Annotated in this window: 19 protein-coding genes; 14 read left to right on the forward strand and 5 right to left on the reverse strand. The window is 71.1% G+C overall.

Annotated features, from left to right (window positions below; translation table 11 throughout):
• Nucleotides 1–3 precede the first annotated feature (3 nt).
• The 10 genes from V1634_RS31010 to V1634_RS31055 all read left to right on the forward strand — a co-directional run bounded on the left by V1634_RS31010 (nucleotide 4) and on the right by V1634_RS31055 (nucleotide 8822).
• On the forward strand, nucleotides 4–324 hold the full coding sequence (locus V1634_RS31010; RefSeq protein ID WP_107263764.1) for a DUF1416 domain-containing protein: 321 nt from the start codon (nucleotides 4–6) through the stop codon (nucleotides 322–324).
• 184 nt (nucleotides 325–508) lie between these two features.
• Nucleotides 509–1408, forward strand: a complete 900-nt coding sequence (locus tag V1634_RS31015; RefSeq protein ID WP_331211268.1) for a hypothetical protein — start codon at nucleotides 509–511, stop codon at nucleotides 1406–1408.
• 76 nt (nucleotides 1409–1484) lie between these two features.
• Entirely contained in the window at nucleotides 1485–2852 is a 1368-nt protein-coding gene (locus tag V1634_RS31020; RefSeq protein WP_331211411.1) for an isoprenylcysteine carboxylmethyltransferase family protein, read from the forward strand.
• Nucleotides 2747–3388, forward strand: coding sequence for a TetR/AcrR family transcriptional regulator (locus tag V1634_RS31025; RefSeq protein WP_331211269.1), 642 nt, complete (start codon nucleotides 2747–2749; stop codon nucleotides 3386–3388). Before V1634_RS31020 ends, V1634_RS31025 begins: the two co-directional genes overlap by 106 nt.
• Before the next feature lie 174 nt (nucleotides 3389–3562).
• Entirely contained in the window at nucleotides 3563–5299 is a 1737-nt protein-coding gene (locus V1634_RS31030; protein WP_331211270.1) for an alpha-keto acid decarboxylase family protein, read from the forward strand.
• 55 nt (nucleotides 5300–5354) lie between these two features.
• Complete coding sequence (locus V1634_RS31035) at nucleotides 5355–6212, forward strand: ABC transporter ATP-binding protein (RefSeq protein WP_331211271.1); 858 nt, start codon at nucleotides 5355–5357, stop codon at nucleotides 6210–6212.
• A 9-nt stretch (nucleotides 6213–6221) separates the two neighbouring features.
• Nucleotides 6222–6983 (forward strand): ABC transporter permease, encoded by a 762-nt coding sequence (locus V1634_RS31040; RefSeq protein ID WP_331211272.1) that lies wholly within the window; start codon nucleotides 6222–6224, stop codon nucleotides 6981–6983.
• Between the two features lie 34 nt (nucleotides 6984–7017).
• On the forward strand, nucleotides 7018–7836 hold the full coding sequence (locus V1634_RS31045; RefSeq protein ID WP_331211273.1) for a MerR family transcriptional regulator: 819 nt from the start codon (nucleotides 7018–7020) through the stop codon (nucleotides 7834–7836).
• A gap of 147 nt (nucleotides 7837–7983) precedes the next feature.
• On the forward strand, nucleotides 7984–8346 hold the full coding sequence (locus tag V1634_RS31050; protein WP_331211274.1) for a metalloregulator ArsR/SmtB family transcription factor: 363 nt from the start codon (nucleotides 7984–7986) through the stop codon (nucleotides 8344–8346).
• Complete coding sequence (locus tag V1634_RS31055) at nucleotides 8343–8822, forward strand: SRPBCC family protein (RefSeq protein ID WP_331211275.1); 480 nt, start codon at nucleotides 8343–8345, stop codon at nucleotides 8820–8822. Before V1634_RS31050 ends, V1634_RS31055 begins: the two co-directional genes overlap by 4 nt.
• Nucleotides 8823–8892: 70 nt before the next feature.
• Here V1634_RS31055 and V1634_RS31060 read toward each other — a convergent pair whose 3' ends face one another.
• A complete protein-coding gene (locus tag V1634_RS31060; protein ID WP_331211276.1) occupies nucleotides 8893–9813 on the reverse strand; it encodes a hypothetical protein in 921 nt (306 codons plus the stop codon).
• Between the two features lie 100 nt (nucleotides 9814–9913).
• On the opposite strand from V1634_RS31060, the gene V1634_RS31065 reads away from it, so the two are divergent.
• Complete coding sequence (locus V1634_RS31065) at nucleotides 9914–10738, forward strand: XRE family transcriptional regulator (RefSeq protein ID WP_331211277.1); 825 nt, start codon at nucleotides 9914–9916, stop codon at nucleotides 10736–10738.
• Nucleotides 10739–10941: 203 nt separating this feature from the next.
• Nucleotides 10942–12237 carry a serine hydrolase domain-containing protein gene (locus tag V1634_RS31070; RefSeq protein ID WP_331211278.1) on the forward strand — a complete coding sequence of 432 codons (1296 nt, stop codon included), beginning with the start codon at nucleotides 10942–10944 and terminating at the stop codon, nucleotides 12235–12237.
• A gap of 105 nt (nucleotides 12238–12342) precedes the next feature.
• On the opposite strand, the gene V1634_RS31075 is transcribed toward V1634_RS31070, so the two are convergent.
• Nucleotides 12343–13206 (reverse strand): SDR family oxidoreductase, encoded by an 864-nt coding sequence (locus tag V1634_RS31075; protein WP_331211279.1) that lies wholly within the window; start codon nucleotides 13204–13206, stop codon nucleotides 12343–12345.
• 126 nt (nucleotides 13207–13332) lie between these two features.
• On the opposite strand from V1634_RS31075, the gene V1634_RS31080 reads away from it, so the two are divergent.
• Entirely contained in the window at nucleotides 13333–13935 is a 603-nt protein-coding gene (locus tag V1634_RS31080) for a TetR/AcrR family transcriptional regulator (protein ID WP_331211280.1), read from the forward strand.
• 21 nt (nucleotides 13936–13956) lie between these two features.
• Here the strand turns inward: V1634_RS31080 and V1634_RS31085 are convergent, their stop codons facing one another.
• Both V1634_RS31085 and V1634_RS31090 read right to left on the reverse strand, forming a co-directional pair.
• Nucleotides 13957–14262, reverse strand: a complete 306-nt coding sequence (locus V1634_RS31085; RefSeq protein ID WP_331211281.1) for a hypothetical protein — start codon at nucleotides 14260–14262, stop codon at nucleotides 13957–13959.
• On the reverse strand, nucleotides 14259–14696 hold the full coding sequence (locus tag V1634_RS31090; protein ID WP_331211282.1) for a DivIVA domain-containing protein: 438 nt from the start codon (nucleotides 14694–14696) through the stop codon (nucleotides 14259–14261). The genes V1634_RS31085 and V1634_RS31090 overlap by 4 nt, the downstream gene beginning before the upstream one ends.
• Here V1634_RS31090 and V1634_RS31095 point away from each other — a divergent pair.
• The gene (locus V1634_RS31095; protein ID WP_107263767.1) at nucleotides 14695–14934 is read left to right on the forward strand and encodes a winged helix-turn-helix domain-containing protein; all 240 of its coding nucleotides are present in this window, start codon (nucleotides 14695–14697) and stop codon (nucleotides 14932–14934) included. The genes V1634_RS31090 and V1634_RS31095 overlap by 2 nt on opposite strands.
• A 16-nt stretch (nucleotides 14935–14950) precedes the next feature.
• On the opposite strand, the gene V1634_RS31100 is transcribed toward V1634_RS31095, so the two are convergent.
• A complete protein-coding gene (locus tag V1634_RS31100) occupies nucleotides 14951–15595 on the reverse strand; it encodes a DNA alkylation repair protein (RefSeq protein ID WP_407951887.1) in 645 nt (214 codons plus the stop codon).
• Between the last annotated feature and the right edge of the window lie 146 nt (nucleotides 15596–15741).

Raw genomic sequence — 15741 nt, forward strand, 5'->3', positions numbered from 1 at the left:
ACCATGACCGCTCCGATCGCCGCCGGTTGCGCGGCACCCGACCAGGCGGCTCCGCTGCCGGCGGGCCTGGACCTGGAGAAGGAAACCGTCATCACCGGGATCGTCAGCGCCGAAAGCGGCGAGGCGGTTCCCGGGGCGTACGTCCGGCTGCTCGACTCGACCGGTGAGTTCACCGCCGAGGTGGTCACCTCGCCGGCCGGGCAGTTCCGGTTCTTCGCCGCGCCGGGCACCTGGACGCTGCGGGCGCTCTCCCGGCACGGCAACGGCGACCTCTCGGTCACCGCCGGCCGGGGGGTCAACGAGGTGGCCGTCACGGTCGCCTGATCCGCCGCCAGATTCCACGCCGGAGTCCCGCCGATCGCCTCCGATCGGCGGGACTCCGGCGTTTCGGGGTGTCCGGGCCAGCCGGTGGTGGAGCCAGCGGCACGGCTGCCGATTGAGCGATCGCTCAAACTCGCCTATCCTGACTTTTGAGCGATTGCTCAACCTGTCTGACGGGGGTGTCGAGATGGACGAGCCGGAGCGACCGCCAGGTCGGCGGAGCGGCGCGAACTGGATCCTGGCCGGACTGATCGCCGGAGGCGGCGCGATCGCCTTCGTGCTCACCGTGCGGACCGGGCGGGCCGACAGCGCCATGCTCTTCGTCGGGCTGCCGGTGCTGCTCGCCGCGGCGCTGGCACTCATGCCGCCGCGGACCACCCACGGCCGGGTCTTCGTGGTCACCACCATCGTGTTGCTGCTGGCCGCGGTGGCCCTGCACGAGGGCGCCATCTGCGTGGTGCTCGCCGCCCCGCTGGTGTACGCGGTCGTGCACGGCAGCACCGCACTGATCCGCTGGCTCCGCGAGTCGTCCTCGCGCGCCTACGGGGCGCTGGTGTTGCCGTTGCTGCTGCTCGGCGGGGTCGAGGGCAGCGTCGACGGGTTGCGGATCGCGCCGGACCAGTCGGTCGAGGTGGTCCGGACGGTCCCGGTCCCGGCCGGTGAACTCGCCGGCCGGTTGGCCGCCGGCCCACGACCCACCCCGGTCCGGTCCGTTCCGCTGCGGCTGCTCGGCGTACCCGTACCCCAGCACGTCGGCGGGACCGGGCTGGAGGTCGGCGACCGGTGGGCGTTCGGATACCACGGCACGGCACACGGTCCCGGCGGCCACCTCCTGGCCGAGGTCGACTCGGTGGCGCCGGACCGGATCGGCTTCCGGTTCGTCGAGGACACCTCGATCACCGCCCGGTGGTTGACCTGGGAGCGGGCCGACCTGCACTGGCGTGCGGTCGACGCCGGACACACCGAGGTACGGGTCACCGCCGCCTACCGGCGGGGCCTCGACCCCTCCTGGTACTTCGGGCCCCTCCAGGACGCGCTGGTGCACGAGGGCACCGGCCACCTGCTCGACATGCTCGACCTGCGATGACGACACCGGCAGCGGCACCCTCGGCGGCAGCGTCGACGGCACTGGCTCCGGCGACGACGGCGGTGCTGGGATGAACCTGACGACGGTCCGCTACCTCTGCCTGCTGGTACCCGTGGCGCTGACCCTCGGCGCGGCCCGGCTGGAGCGCGGCCGCGAGGCCCGGTTCGCCGCGCTGCTCGCCTTCGTCGCGGCGGCCGTCGGGATCGCGGCCCTGACCGAACTGGCCCGCCCCACCGGGTGGTACGCCTTCGCCCCGGTCGACGGCACGTTCCGGGGCATGCCGGTCGACCTCTGGCTCGGCTGGGCCCTGCTCTGGGGGCCGATACCGGTGCTGCTGCGCGGCGTGCTGCCGCTGCCGGTGGCGCTCGGCCTGCTCTGCTGGCTCGACGCGGTCGCGATGCCGCAACTGCGCCCGCTGGTCCACCTCGGACCGTCCTGGCTGGTCGGCGAGGCCGTCGGCCTGCTCTGCGTGGCGCTGCCCGCCCAGTTGCTCGGCCGGTGGAGCGCCGACCGCCGCCGGTTGCCCGCCCGGGTACTGCTGCAACTGGTCGTCTTCACCGCGCTGGTGCTGTGGCTGCTGCCGACCGTGGTGTTCGAGTTCGGCGACGGCTCGTGGGACCGGCTCCTCCGGTTACCGGCGACCTCGCTGTTCGTACTGGCCCAGCTCGGCCTGCTGCTGGCCGTACCGGCACTGGCGGCGGTACGCGAGTTCGCGGTCCGGGGCGGTGGCACGCCGTACCCCTGGGACCCGCCGCGCCGGCTGGTCACCACCGGTCCGTACGGCTATGTCGGCAACCCGATGCAGGTCAGCGTCGTTGGGCTGCTCCTGCTGCTGGCAGTGGCGACCGGCAGCGGTTGGCTCGCCGTCGCCGCGCTGGCCGGGGTGGCCTTCGGTGCCGGCGTGGCCGGCCCGCACGAGCGGCGCGACCTCGACGACCGGTACGGTCCGGACTGGCGCCGTTACCGGGCCCAGGTCCGTGACTGGTGGCCCCGGTGGCGGCCGTACCCGTCGGACGGGCCGACCGCGCGGCTCTGGCTCGACGGCGACTGCGGACCCTGCGCGGCCGTCGGCGCCTTCCTGGACCGGTGCGCTCCGCGCCGACTCCTCCTCCGACCGGCGGCGGAGCACGACCGCCCGCTGCGCCGTGCCGGTTATGCCGACGGCGACGGGTACCAGGAACGGGGGGTGGCCGCCGTCGCCCGCGCACTGGACCACGTCACCCTGGGCTGGGCCTATCTGGGCTGGTTGCTGCGGTTGCCGGGAGTGGCCTGGCTGGCGCAGTTGGTGACCGATGCGATGATCGCACCGCCACATCTGACCCGCCCGCGAGGAGAGGAATGTCCGACACCAAGCAGCGACTCCTCCACGGGACCCTCGCCGCCATCGGCACGCACGGCATCGCCGGGATATCCGCCCGGACCATCGCCAGCGCCGCCGGGGTGAACCAGGCGCTGGTCTTCTACCACTTCGGCAGCGTGGACGAACTGCTGGCGGCGGCGTGTACGGCCAACACCGCCGATCGGGTCGCGACCTACTCCGCCCGGTTCGCCGAGGTACGCACGCTGCGCGAACTGCTCGACGTCGGCCGGGCGCTGCACGAGCAGGAGAAGGAACTCGGACACGTCTCGGTGCTCGCGCAACTCCTGGCCGGCGCCCAGACCGACCGGCGGCTCGCCGAGTCGGTCGCCGCCGCGCTGAAGCTCTGGGTCGACGAGATCGAGTCGGTGCTCCGCCGGCTACTGGTGAATTCCCCCTTCGCGGAGATCGCCGACGTCGGCGGGCTGGCCCGGGCGATCTCCGGGGCATTCGTCGGCCTCGAACTCTACGAGGGAGTGGACCCGGCGGGGGCCAGCCGGGCGTTCGTCGCTCTCGAACAGCTCGCCCTGCTGATCGACGTCGTCGACGACCTGGGCCCGGTACCCCGGCGGGCGCTGAAGGCCACGGTCGAGCGCGCGGTCCGCCGTAGCCGGGGAGCCTGACCCGGCCTGACCCGGGCCGACCCGGCCTGACCCGCAGCCGGCCGCCCGGGCCGTGGCGGCCCGGCGGAGCTGGACGGGTGCGTGCCGGAGCGGCGTGCCGGACGTGTGCGACGGGCGGGAACGGGAACCCGCACGGGTGGCGGAAACGGGCTGAAACGGTCGATGGGGGACGTCATGCCGCAGAACTCGGCCGAGACCACCACCGTCGGCGAGTACCTGCTCTGCCGGCTGCACGACCTCGGCGTACGGCACATCTTCGGGCTGCCCGGCGACTACAACATGGAGTTCCTCGACCAGGTCGAGGCGTTCCCGGACATCGAGTGGATCGGTAGCTGCAACGAGGTCAACGCGGCGTACGCCGCCGACGGGTACGCCCGGCTCGCCGGCATCTCCGCGATCGTCACCACCTTCGGCCCCGGCGAGCTGTCGGTGGTCAACGGCCTGGCCGGCGCGATGGCCGAGTCGGTGCCGATCGTCTCGATCGTCGGCGGCCCGACCACGGAGATCATGGACCGCCGGACCGCCATGCACCACTCCCTCGGCGACGGTGACTTCGACCGGTGGGTCCGGGTCGCCCGGGAGGTGACGGTCGCCCAGGCCACCCTGAGCGCCGGCAACGCCACCGTCGAGATCGACCGGGTGTTGCGGGAATGCTGGATCCAGCAACGCCCGGTCTACCTCCGGCTGCCCGGCGACGTCGCCCGGCAGCCGGTCCCGAAGCCACCCCGGCGGTTCGACCGGCCGGCACCGGAGGTCGCCCGCGAGCAGCTCGACGCGTTCGACGCCGCCGCCCAGCGACTGCTCAACGGTGCCACCTGCCCGGCCCTGCTGGTCGGCAATCTCGCCCTCCGGTACGGCCTCGGCGCCGAGATCGCGGCGCTGCTGGCCGAACGGCACTGGCCGGCCGCGACCCAGGGGCTCGGCCGGGGGCTGCTCGACGAGACCAGCCCGAACTACGTCGGCGTCTACAACGGCGGGGACAGCGCCGAACCGGTGCGGCGGATCGTCGAGGAGGCCGACGTGCTGGTCTGCGTCGGTACCAAGTTCTTCGACTGGGACGGCCTCTTCACCGCCGACCTCGACCCGGCCAGGATCATCTCGATCGGTCGGCGGGCGAGTTCGGTCGGCGGGCGGCTCTTCGAACCGGTCGCCCCGGCCGCCGCGCTGGCCCGGCTGCACACCCTCGGACCGGTCCGCGCGGTCGACTGGGCGACCGCACCCGATCCGGGCCGGCCGGCGGCAGCGCGGCTCGACCCGGCCAGCAACGCGCCGATCACCCAGGCCCGGCTCTGGCCGGCGGTCGCGGCGATGCTCGCCGAGGGCGACATCGTGGTACCGGAGACCGGTACCCCGTCGTTCGGGGTCGCCTCGATCCGGCTGCCGAGGCGCGCGGTCTGCGTACAGGCGCCGCTGTGGGGAGCGATCGGGTACGCCGTACCGGCCGCGTTCGGCGCGGCGACGGCGGCACCGCAGCGGCGGGTGGTGCTGATCACCGGCGACGGTTCGCTGCAACTGACCGCGCAGGAGATCAGCCGGATGATCGCCACCGGTCAGCGACCGGTCATCCTCGTGCTGAACAACGCCGGCTACACCGTGGAACGGGCCGTCGACGGGCGGCGCCAGCCCTACAACGACATCGACAACTGGCGGTACGCCGACCTGCCGGCCGTCTTCACCCGGCAGGTCACGGTCGACTCGCACCTGGTCAGCACCGAGGGCGAGCTGGCCCGGGTACTGGCCGAGCTGGGCGGCGTACCGGATCGGCCGACCCTGGTCGAGGTGGTCCTCGACCCGCAGGACCTGCCGGCCGGGATGCCGCAGTGGGGCCGGGAGACGACGGCGGTCGACTACCAGTCGACGCTGGGCGACGAACCCCGGCTCTCCTGGCGGGGTCTGCCCGACCAGGTGTGATCGGTGGCGGGAGGACTTGACCCTGACGCTACGTCAACCCGCCATGCTGCCTGTCATGGAATTGCCGGCAACAACCAATCGGCTCCAGGAGCCTGCGATCCACGTGCAGGGCCTGACGAAGTCGTACAAGGAACTGCGGGTGCTGCGTGGCGTGGATCTCGACGTGGCCCGGGGCAGCATCTTCGCCCTGCTCGGCTCGAACGGGGCCGGCAAGACGACCCTGGTGAGGATCCTCTCCACGCTGCTTCGGGCCGACGCGGGCACCGCCCGGGTCAACGGTTTCGACGTCGCGAACCAGGCCGCCGGGGTACGCGAGTCGATCAGCCTCACCGGCCAGTTCACGGCGGTCGACCAGATCCTCACCGGGCGGGAGAACCTCGTCCTGGTCGCCCGGCTGCGGCACCTGAAGAACCCGGGCGTGACCGCCGACGAGCTGCTGAGGCGCTTCTCGCTGACCGAGGCGGGCAACCGGCGGGTGGCGACGTACTCCGGAGGCATGCGCCGCCGGCTGGACATCGCGATGAGCCTCATCGGGAACCCGCCGGTGATCTTCCTCGACGAGCCGACGACCGGGCTGGATCCGGAGGCGCGCATCGAGGTGTGGCAGGCCGTGAAGGAACTCGCCAACGGCGGCACGACCGTGCTGCTCACCACCCAGTACCTGGAGGAGGCCGAGCAGCTCGCCGACCGGATCGCGATCCTGCACCGGGGTCGGATCATCGTCGACGGCACCCTGGCCGAGCTGAAGCAGCTACTGCCGCCGGCCAAGGTCGAGTACGTCGAGAAGCAGCCCTCCCTCGAAGACGTCTTCTTCGCGGTCGTCGGCGATGCCGGCGGGGACGGGGGCGGCGGCGGGGACGGCGAGGCAGACAGGGGCAGCCAGGCTGTCAAGACCAGGTCGAGCAGGAAGTAAGGGACGACAATGGCCACGCATTTCCTCGCCGACACCGCCGTCCTCACCGGACGGACCATGCGGCACGTCACCCGCAGCCTGGACACCATCATCACCACCGCGATCACACCGGTCGCGATGATGCTGCTCTTCGTCTACGTCTTCGGCGGCGCGATCGACACCGGTGCGGTCTCGTACGTGAACTACATGCTGCCCGGCATCCTGCTCATCACCATCGCGTCCGGCATCTCCTACACCGCGTTCCGGCTCTTCACCGACATGCAGGGCGGAATCTTCGAGCGATTCCAGTCGATGCCGATCGCCCGCTCGGGGGTGCTCTGGGCGCACGTCCTGACCTCGCTGCTCGCCAACCTCATCTCGCTGGTGATCGTCGTCGGCGTCGCCCTCCTGATGGGCTTCCGCTCGGGTGCCGGAGTGCTGGCCTGGCTCGCGGTCGCCGGAATCCTCGTCCTGCTCACCCTGGCGCTGACCTGGCTCGCCGTCATTCCCGGCCTCACCGCGAAGTCCATCGACGGCGCGAGCGCGTTCTCCTACCCGCTGATCTTCCTGCCCTTCATCAGCTCGGCGTTCGTGCCCACCGACACCATGCCCGGCCCGGTACGCGCCTTCGCCGAGCACCAGCCGGTGACCTCCATCGTCAACACGATCCGCGACCTGCTCACCAGGCAACCGGTCGGCACCGAGGTCTGGACCGCCCTCGCCTGGTGCGTCGGCATCCTCCTCGTCGCCTACCTCTTCGCCAACATCTCCTACCGGCGCAGGATCTCCTGACCCGGCGTCGACGGGGTCGGGGCAGGATCAGGGCATGCTGACGATCGGTCAACTGGCGGCGTACGCGGGCGTCACGGTGCGGACGGTGCGGCACTACCACCAGATCGGGCTACTGCCCGAGCCGGAACGGGACGCCTCGGGCTACCGGCGGTACGGCGCGACGGCGGTGGTCTCGCTCATCAAGATCCGTACCCTCGCCAACGCCGGCGTGCCGCTGGCCCAGATCGATCAGCTACTCGACGCCGACGCGTCGACCTTCGCCGAGGCGGTCCAGGAGATCGACGGCCAGCTGCGCGACGAGATCGAACGGCTGGAGACCAGCCGTAAGCAGATCGCGCAGCTAGTCGCCGGGGACGATCTGGTACTCCCGCCGGAGGTGACCGCCTATCTCGATCGGCTGCGGGAGATGGGGGTGTCGGAGCGGATCGTGCAGGGCGAGCGGGACGGGTGGATCCTGCTCAGGGCCCGCTGGCCCGATCGCATCCGCGAGTTCATGCCCGGAAAGTTCGCGCAGCTCGACGACCCGCGACAGGTCCAGCTCTATCGGGTCCTGTCGGAGATCGTCGACGGCGACCCGTCCGAGGCGGGCGACGAGTCGCGTCTGGAGGAGGTTGCCGACATCATGGCCGGCCTGTTCGAGCAGGCGTACGCCTCCGGCGAGGCCGATCTCGGCGTGGTGCTGGGCGACACCCTGCCGTTCGACCTCCTGCACGCACTCGCCGTCGAGGCCGACCCTCGGGCGCGGCGGCTGCTGGGGCTGATGCGTGAGCGTGGCTGGACCGGTTGGACCAGGCTGGAGCGGCTGGCGGAGCCGCCGGCCCGCACCGCGCCGGACGCGACCGGCACCGAATAGAACCGGCCCGCACTGTCCAAATGGCGGAAGCGCGACGCTCGCCAGGAGACGCCCTGACACACGGCTCGGTGCGTCCGATCATGTCTTGAGTTGGACATCAGGCCGCGATGTCGCCGGAAGCGTAACCTACGGGTTACGCTTCCGAGCGTGGACGAGGTGGTGGCCGCGATCGCCGATCAGGTGCGGCGGGAGATCCTGCTGATGCTGCGCGACGAACCGCTCTCGGCCGGGCAGATCGCCGACCGCTTCGTGATCAGCCGGCCGGCGGTCAGCCGTCACCTGCGGGTGTTGCGCGAGGCCGGTCTGGTGCGCGACACGGCCGACGGACGTCGACGTGTCTACACACTGGTCACCGCGCCGCTCGACGAGCTGACCGGGTGGCTGGGACGGCTGATGCGCCCGTCCGGCTGGCAGCACCGCCTCGATGCACTGGAGACCGAGGTCTACCGCACCCGCCGCGAGCGGCAGACGGCCGCCGGGCGGCACCCATCCCAGAAGGAGACCGCATGAGCCCGACACCGACCGGCCGACTGTTCGGCAACGACCTCGTCCTGACCCGCACCTTCCGCGCGCCCGTCGCCGACGTCTGGGCGAGCCTCACCGATCCGGCGCGCACGGCACGCTGGTTCGGCCCGTGGCAGGGCGACGCGGCGCCGGGAAGCACCATCAAGGTCCAGTTGGTGCACGAGGAGGGCGAGCCCTGGATGGACCTGACCGTCGACGCGTGCGAGCCGCCGCGTCGGCTGGTGGTCTCCGCCGTGGACGAGCACGGCAGTTGGCACCTGGACCTGGCGCTGGTCGAGAATGCGGGCGTGACCGAGCTGCGGTTCACGCAGCACCTGACCGGTACCGAGGAGGTCGGCGAGGTCGGACCGGGCTGGGAGTACTACCTCGACGCGCTGGTAGCCTCCCGCGACGGCCGGCCGGCGCCGAACTTCGACGACTACTACCCGGCGATGAAAGGGCACTTCGAGGCAGAGCGATAGGCGATCCGCCCAAGAGCGAAGGCGGCTGCTGCGGCTTCGTCGCGCAATGCCGTGCGACGGGGTCGTCGGATCAGTCGCGTGCCGCGATCGTGTACGGCTGGCCCGCCACCGTGACCGGCGTGCCGAAGTACGTGTACCCGAGGTGGTAGACGAAGCCCTGCTCACCGGCGGCCGAGTCGTCGGTGAACGTGACCCGCAGGGTCGCCGTGTACGTCTGCCCGGGCTGGAGGCTCGGATAGCCGTCGGCGTACCACCAGTAGTAGCCGCTGCTCGGCCCGGACACCTGGGTCCACTGCCCACCGTCGAGCCGCTCGACGATGACCTGCTCGTTGCCGGAGCGGTACAGGGCGAGGCCCGGCCTCAGCAGCGGGTACGGCAGCGGCGTGGTGTTGGTGAGCGTCATCGTGACCACGGCCGGGGCGCCGACGGGGAGCCGGTCCGGCCAACCGGTCAGCTCGGCCCGGGGTTCCACCATCGTCATCCGGTCCGGCTCGGGATCGGTCGCGAACGTCGTGCCGTAGTCGTCCAGCGCCTCGGTCGTCACCCGCACCGTCACGTCGTCGACGTGCGGGGCGGAGCTGGTCGGCCGGGTGGACACCTGGAGGCGAACCGTGGCAGTGCCGCCGGCATCCACTCCGGACAGTTCCGGGGTGGTGGCGACGAGGCTGTCGCCACGGGTCTCGTAGCTCAGCTGGCGGTACTGGCTACCGAACTGGTGGGTCAGGACCAGCGTGGAGGCGAGCGGTCGTACCGCACTGCCGGCCACCGGTGTGACGGTCAGCCGCAGCCGAATCGAGAAGTGGGCGGTACCGCCGGTGTTGACGACCTGCACCGGGAGGTCGGTCGGATTGAGTCCGGCACCGACGACGGCCGGCGGACTGATGTCGACGTACGGGCCGGCGGTGGCTGCCCCGGCCCGGGTGGCAGGCAGCACGACCGAGCTGACCAGCAGCAGAGTCGCTGTCGTGCCGCGCAGGAACGCAAGGCGCATGTCGGTAACCCCCGTAATGGACACGTACGCTCCCGCGAGCGTAACGGCCGGGATCGCTGCCCGCCGTCCGGTTCCCGGCGGCGGTTGTATGGTCGGGACCGTGCGGGAGCTGCCGGCGTTCGGGGTGCAGTTGAGGCGGCTGGCCGAGCCGCGTGGCATCGACGTCGGCTCGTTGGCCGGACGGGTGGACGTCGCCGAGATCACGTCGGTGCTCGACGGTGGCGAGCCCGACCCGTTGCTGTTGCGTCAGCTGGGGCCTCTCCTCGGCCTGCATCGAAGCGACCTCTTCGTCATCGCCAATCGACAGGTACCCGACGACCTCGCCCCACGGGACGCGATGGCCGGCGGCGCCGTCGGGTGGCTGGCGTGGTCACTGACGTACCTGCCGCGCGCCGTACCGGAACTGCACCAGTTCGTCCGATCGCTGCCCCGGGAACCCCGGCCGGAGCGAGCCCGTCCGCCGGAGTCGCCGCCTGCGGTGCCCGCGCACCAGCGGTACCCGAACACCGCCGGTGGGCTGGTGGTGCGCCTGCTGCACAACCGCAATCTCACCTGGAGCGGTTCCGCCAAGTTCCTGTTCGGGCTGGGCGGCGGCCCGATGCTGTCGGCGTCGACGATCGGCCTGATCGGGGGTGCCAGGAAGGCGCTGACACCCGAACTGCTGGCCGGGTTCGCGGCGTTCCTCGACATCCCGGCAGCCGACCTCAGCGCGCTCACCGGCATCGACCTGACCGGCGTCGAACCGACCGGAGTCGGCCGGCCGGTCCACCCGGACGCGGCCGAGGCCGCGGCGTTGATCTGGAGCGCCCGTAGCCTGACCGCCGACCAACTGCGGCAGGTGGACGATCGGGCGCACGCCATCCGACACGACCGCGCCGACGAACTTCGGCCCGAACTCCGGTGCGGTTGCCCCGGGCCGCGCTGAGGCCAGGTTTCCGAGTTCGACGGCCAGGTTTCCGAGTACGGCGCGGCTACCCGGGTCGACGCGGATTGCCATGAGCTGGGGCGTTACGACGTTTCGCGCACCGGAGGTAGGGCTGGCACCACCTTGCCGGTAGCGCAGCCTGATCCCGGGATTGGTCAGTGGGCTGCAATGACCTGGCCGGGAATCCTCGACAGGATCGATGCATGACGACGACGCAGAACAGCACCGGCAGGAAATCCCGACTGGTCAGAATGACGGCGGTCATGGTGGCCGCCGCGGCCGCGCTGACCGCGACCGGTGCCGGCACCGCCGTTGCCGTGGCGGCCGACGACCGCCCGGCGGTGGCGACCCTCGGCAACCCCGGCAAGAACGACGTGATGGAGGACGTCGCCCGCCGGATGATGGCGGTCGGCCCACCCGGATTCGCGTCCCGGATCGGCAAGGACCACCGGGTCGGACGTACGGCCGCCGGGCTCGCGGACATCGCCACCAAGCGGCCCATGGCCCCGCGCGACCAGTTCGAGGCCGGCAGCAACACCAAGACCTTCACGGCGGTACTCGTCCTGCAACTGGTGGACCGGGGACAGCTCCGGCTCGACGCACCGGTCTCGCGGTACCTGCCGGGCGTCGTGCCGAACGGCGGGAACATCACCGTACGGATGCTGCTCAACCACACCAGCGGGCTGTTCAGCTACACCGCTGACGACGACTTCATGGCTGGACTGGAGCGCGACCCGCTGCGGGTGTGGACCGACCGGGAACTGCTCGCCGTGGCGTTCAAACACGAGCCGAACTTCCCGCCGGGCAAGGACTGGTCCTACTCCAACACCAACTACACGCTGCTCGGGATGATCCTGGAAAAGCTGACCGGCAAGAGCCTGCCCGTGCTGGTGCAGCAGCGCATCGCCGGACCGCTCGGCCTGCGGCACACCTACTACGCCAACCCGGCCGCGGTGCGGACCGGGCCGGGCTACGCCCACGGTTACGGGGTCAAGCTCGCCGGCCCGGAGCCGGCCTACGTGGACACGACCGGCTGGCCGATCGGCGGCTGGGGCGGTGCGGCCGGGGCCGTCATCTCCAACACCGACGACCTCGCCCGGTTCTTCTCCGCCGTACTCCAGGGCAAGCTCTTCTCGAAGGCGCAGCTCAAGCAGATGACGACCACGGTCGAACTGCCGGCGGGCTTCGGTATGACGGGTGGCTACGGTCTCGGGCTGATCCGGCTCGACGCGGCGTGCGGCACGGTGTGGGGCCACGGCGGCGACACCCTCGGGCACCACAGCGTCGCGCTGGCGACGGTCGACGGCCGGCGTACCGTGGTCAGCGTCGCCAACGCGGAGCCGTTCGACGCCGAGCCGAACCCCCGCTGGGACCACTACTACCGGGTGGCGATGGCCGCGACCGACGCGTCCGTCTGCGAAATGCTCGACAAGCCGGTGCCGGACTCGGTCCTGGAGGACCTGCACAGCGAGGCTCCCGCCTCGGCCACCGCGAAGTAGCTCCGCTCCGTACCGCTCACGACGCCTCCCGGCGGTCCTCGCCGGGAGGCTCGTCGCGTCCACGGTCGGGCGAAGCCACCCAGCATGCTGCTCCGGCCGTGGCCGTCATTGCGGAACTTCGGTCGCGGCGACGGCGCGCTCGGCGGCACGGCTGACCCGCTCCCAGCCGGCCCAGGTCTCCATCCTCCGGCGGGAGATGTCGAACGCCAGGTCGTAGACCATGCTGCCGAGCAGCAGCCGGAGCGGCGGATCGTCACTGTCGACCAGCTTCAGCAGCGCCTCGGCGGCCAGCCGGGGATCGCTGTCGATCGAGCCCTCCGCCCACTGCCGCTCCAGCTCGGCGCGGAGCGGCGCGTAGGCCGCCATCGGGGTGGTGGCGGCCATGCTGGTGTACAGGTCGGTCCAGTACCCGCCCGGCTGCACGATGCTGACCTTGATGTCGAAGGCCGCCGCCTCCATCGCCAGGGCCTCGCTCATGCCTTCCAGCGCGAACTTGCTCGCGCTGTACATCCCGGTGCTCGGGAAGCCGCCGAGCGCGGCGATGCTGGAGATCTGCACGATGTGGCCGGCACGCCGGGCGCGCAGGTGCGGCAGTACGGCCTGGTTGACCCAGAGCGCGCCGAAGAGGTTGACCTCGAACTGGGCCCGGGCCTCGGCCTCGGTGAACTCTTCGAGCATCCCCATCGACATGGTGCCGGCGTTGTTGACGACGATGTCGAGGTGGCCGAAGTGCTCGACCGCGGTGGCCACGGCGTCGATGACCGCCGCCCGGTCGGTCACGTCGAGCGGCAGCGCCAGCAGCCGGTCACCGTGCCGCTGGTCGAAGGCGTCCCGGGCGATGCTGCGGGCCGCGGCGACCACCCGGTCACCGCGGTCGAGGGCGGCGACGGCGAAGGCGCGGCCGAGACCGCGGCTGGCGCCGGTGATGAACCAGGTACGCGGCGCGGCGGTGGGAGGTGGGGTGCGCATGGGTGGAACTCCGTTCGTTGCATCTGTGAGACGAGACGGTCCGTCTCGTTGTGTTCTCGAAGGTAGGCCACCTCGCTTCCTGCGTCAAGACGAGACGGTTCGTCTCGCCTTTGATATGGTGATCTCATGACGCCCAACACAGCCCGCCGCAGAGAGGCGTCCCGACGCGCCATCCTCACTGCCGCGTTCGACCTCATGCAGGAGGTCGGCTACGCCAAACTCAGCATCGAGGGCATCGCCGCCCGCGCTGGCGTCGGCAAACAGACCATCTACCGCTGGTGGCCCTCGAAGGGCGCGGTCCTCTTCGACGCCTTCCTCGTACTCAGTGAGGGCAGCGAGGGCGAGCCGCCCGTACTCCCGGACACCGGCGACCTGGCGGCCGACCTGACAGCGGTGCTGCGTGCCACGGTCGAGGAGCTGAACGATCCCCGCTACGAGCAACCGATGCGCGCCCTGGCCACCGAGATCGCCCACGACCCCGAGCTGGCCGCCGCCTACGCCGAACGGTTGGACGGGCCGTTGAAGGAAGCCAAGCGACAGCGACTGCGCAGCGCACAGCGGGCCGGGCAACTAGCCGAGGACCTCGACCTCGACGTGGCCGTGGAGCTGATCTGGGGACCGCTGCTCAACCGCTGGCTGCAACGCAGCGGGCCACTCACCCCCGAGTACGCCGATCGGGTCGTCGCCACCGCCCTCAACGGCCTACGGCCCCGCCGCTCCGGCGATTGACCCAGCGCTCGACGCGGGGAGTCAGCGGTCGTCGGGGTCGATCCGCAGGCAGTCGTTGACGTGCCCGGCGCGCAGCGGGCACCGCCCGCCGCCGTCGAGCGGCTGGTCGCAGAAGACCGGGTGCCGCAGCGCCGGATCGCCGGCCGGGGCGACGGCCGTCTCGCCGGGGACCAGGTCGGGCAGGAAACGCAGCGACCGGGCGAGGGTACGGGCCAGCAACTCCGCCGCCGGCAGGTCCGTGCTGGTGACGGTCAGATGGACGACGTACCGCTGGCGAGGTCTGGTGGTCGTCGGCCCGTCGGCGGCGGCGGTGGTCTCCCGGCTCATACCCGGTTCGCCCGCCGGTAACGGGCCTGCCAGTCCCGCAGGGCGTTCTTGATCCGGCTGTTCTCGGTGCGGGTCCGGGCAAGCTCGGCCCGGACCTCGGCGAACTCGTCCGCGACCCGGTAGAGGAAGCTGCGCACCTCCTCCGGATCGAGTCCGCGACGCACGCCGGAGAATCGCTGGAAGCGGATCTGGCCGGCGGTCAGCGGCGGGTACGCGACCCGGGCATAGTGGCTGCCGGCGTTCGGTGGCCTGGCCGGGGTGGTCGGCGGCGGCGGGGCCGCTGCCGGGAAGAAGGATTGGAACAGTGAGCGCTCCTGGCTGCCACGCGAGGAGTACCCGGCAGCAACTATTGGAAGAACTGGAAGAAGCCAATGAGTTGTTGCAGGTGGCGTCTCAGGCCTGATCAGATTGGAGGGCCACGCGAGGAGTGCCATGCCAGCGACCCCGGATTACATCCGGATCTCCGACGAGATCATCGCCGACGTTCGGTCGGGAAGGTACAAGCCTGGGGACAGGCTGCCCTCCATCGCCGAGCAGTGCAAGCTCTACAACACCAGCTCGTCGACCATCAATCTGGTGAATGTGCGACTTGAGGCGCTCGGTGTCATCGACCGGCACCAGGGCAAGGGTGTCTTCGTGACCGATCCGAAGACCTGGCTGCGCAAGCCCTGACCACAGTGCCAGCTTCCTACTTGGCGTGCTGGCGGCGGACCATTTCGTTGATCCAGATGGGCGCGAACGGAGACGTGCAGCCGGCAGGCGTCGGGTAATCCTTGAGTACTTCCAGGCGCTCGCCGATGGCGAGGGCGCGGGCGCGGTGCTCGGGGTGTTCGATGCCGATCTGGGCCAGGCAGTTGTTCATCGCCCACTGGAGGCGATCCGGGGCGTCCTTCATCTCCGCCTCGACGATGTCGAGCAGTCCGGCGAGGTCGAGGCCCTCGGGCTTCTTGACCACGCGTTCGCTGGTCAGCGCCCAGCCGGCGCTCGCGACCACCGGGTCCGGATCGGCAAACCAGGCCAGGCGCAGAGCCTCGGAGTGCGGACTCTTCTTCACCACGTAGTTCACCAGCCAGTCGTGCACCTTGGGGGTGCGCGCCTCGCGCAACATGACGTCCAACTCGTCCCGCTCGAACGCCTTCGGGCGGCAGATCAGCAACGCCAGCAGCCTCGCCGCGGTGTCGCCGGTCTGCCAGAGCTGGCGCGCGAGTTCCTGCTGCGTCTTCAGCCGCTTAGCGACCGCGCGCAGCTTGCCGAGGTTCACCCCGTGATCGTCACCGTGTTTCTCGTTCACCTCGCGCATCTTCGGGTCGTCGAGCGCGGCCAGTTCGGCCATCACCTCGGCGACCGTCGTCCCGGTCGTCCCGGCCACCTCAGCCTCCTCTCCGGCACCTGCGACGTGCAGCGTACGTCGGAATGCCGGTGACCGGGGCCGGCGCGGCGGGCCGGCAGCGACCGCGACGGGCGTGGCCAGACCAGCGC

The organism is Plantactinospora veratri, assembly GCF_036421995.1.
Lineage (GTDB): Bacteria > Actinomycetota > Actinomycetes > Mycobacteriales > Micromonosporaceae > Plantactinospora > Plantactinospora veratri.

Excerpts from the sequence above, each read along its gene's own strand:
- V1634_RS31030 (WP_331211270.1), top strand. The coding sequence starts at position 3,563 with ATGCCGCAGAACTCGGCCGAGACCACCACCGTCGGCGAGTACCTGCTC.
- V1634_RS31085 (WP_331211281.1), bottom strand. The coding sequence starts at position 14,262 with ATGAGCCGGGAGACCACCGCCGCCGCCGACGGGCCGACGACCACCAGA.
- V1634_RS31040 (WP_331211272.1), top strand. The coding sequence starts at position 6,222 with ATGGCCACGCATTTCCTCGCCGACACCGCCGTCCTCACCGGACGGACC.
- V1634_RS31100 (WP_407951887.1), bottom strand. The coding sequence starts at position 15,595 with ATGGCCGAACTGGCCGCGCTCGACGACCCGAAGATGCGCGAGGTGAAC.
- V1634_RS31025 (WP_331211269.1), top strand. The coding sequence starts at position 2,747 with ATGTCCGACACCAAGCAGCGACTCCTCCACGGGACCCTCGCCGCCATC.
- V1634_RS31090 (WP_331211282.1), bottom strand. The coding sequence starts at position 14,696 with ATGGCACTCCTCGCGTGGCCCTCCAATCTGATCAGGCCTGAGACGCCA.
- V1634_RS31010 (WP_107263764.1), top strand. The coding sequence starts at position 4 with ATGACCGCTCCGATCGCCGCCGGTTGCGCGGCACCCGACCAGGCGGCT.
- V1634_RS31045 (WP_331211273.1), top strand. The coding sequence starts at position 7,018 with ATGCTGACGATCGGTCAACTGGCGGCGTACGCGGGCGTCACGGTGCGG.
- V1634_RS31075 (WP_331211279.1), bottom strand. The coding sequence starts at position 13,206 with ATGCGCACCCCACCTCCCACCGCCGCGCCGCGTACCTGGTTCATCACC.
- V1634_RS31095 (WP_107263767.1), top strand. The coding sequence starts at position 14,695 with ATGCCAGCGACCCCGGATTACATCCGGATCTCCGACGAGATCATCGCC.
- V1634_RS31070 (WP_331211278.1), top strand. The coding sequence starts at position 10,942 with ATGACGACGACGCAGAACAGCACCGGCAGGAAATCCCGACTGGTCAGA.
- V1634_RS31055 (WP_331211275.1), top strand. The coding sequence starts at position 8,343 with ATGAGCCCGACACCGACCGGCCGACTGTTCGGCAACGACCTCGTCCTG.
- V1634_RS31015 (WP_331211268.1), top strand. The coding sequence starts at position 509 with ATGGACGAGCCGGAGCGACCGCCAGGTCGGCGGAGCGGCGCGAACTGG.
- V1634_RS31080 (WP_331211280.1), top strand. The coding sequence starts at position 13,333 with ATGACGCCCAACACAGCCCGCCGCAGAGAGGCGTCCCGACGCGCCATC.
- V1634_RS31035 (WP_331211271.1), top strand. The coding sequence starts at position 5,355 with ATGGAATTGCCGGCAACAACCAATCGGCTCCAGGAGCCTGCGATCCAC.
- V1634_RS31060 (WP_331211276.1), bottom strand. The coding sequence starts at position 9,813 with ATGCGCCTTGCGTTCCTGCGCGGCACGACAGCGACTCTGCTGCTGGTC.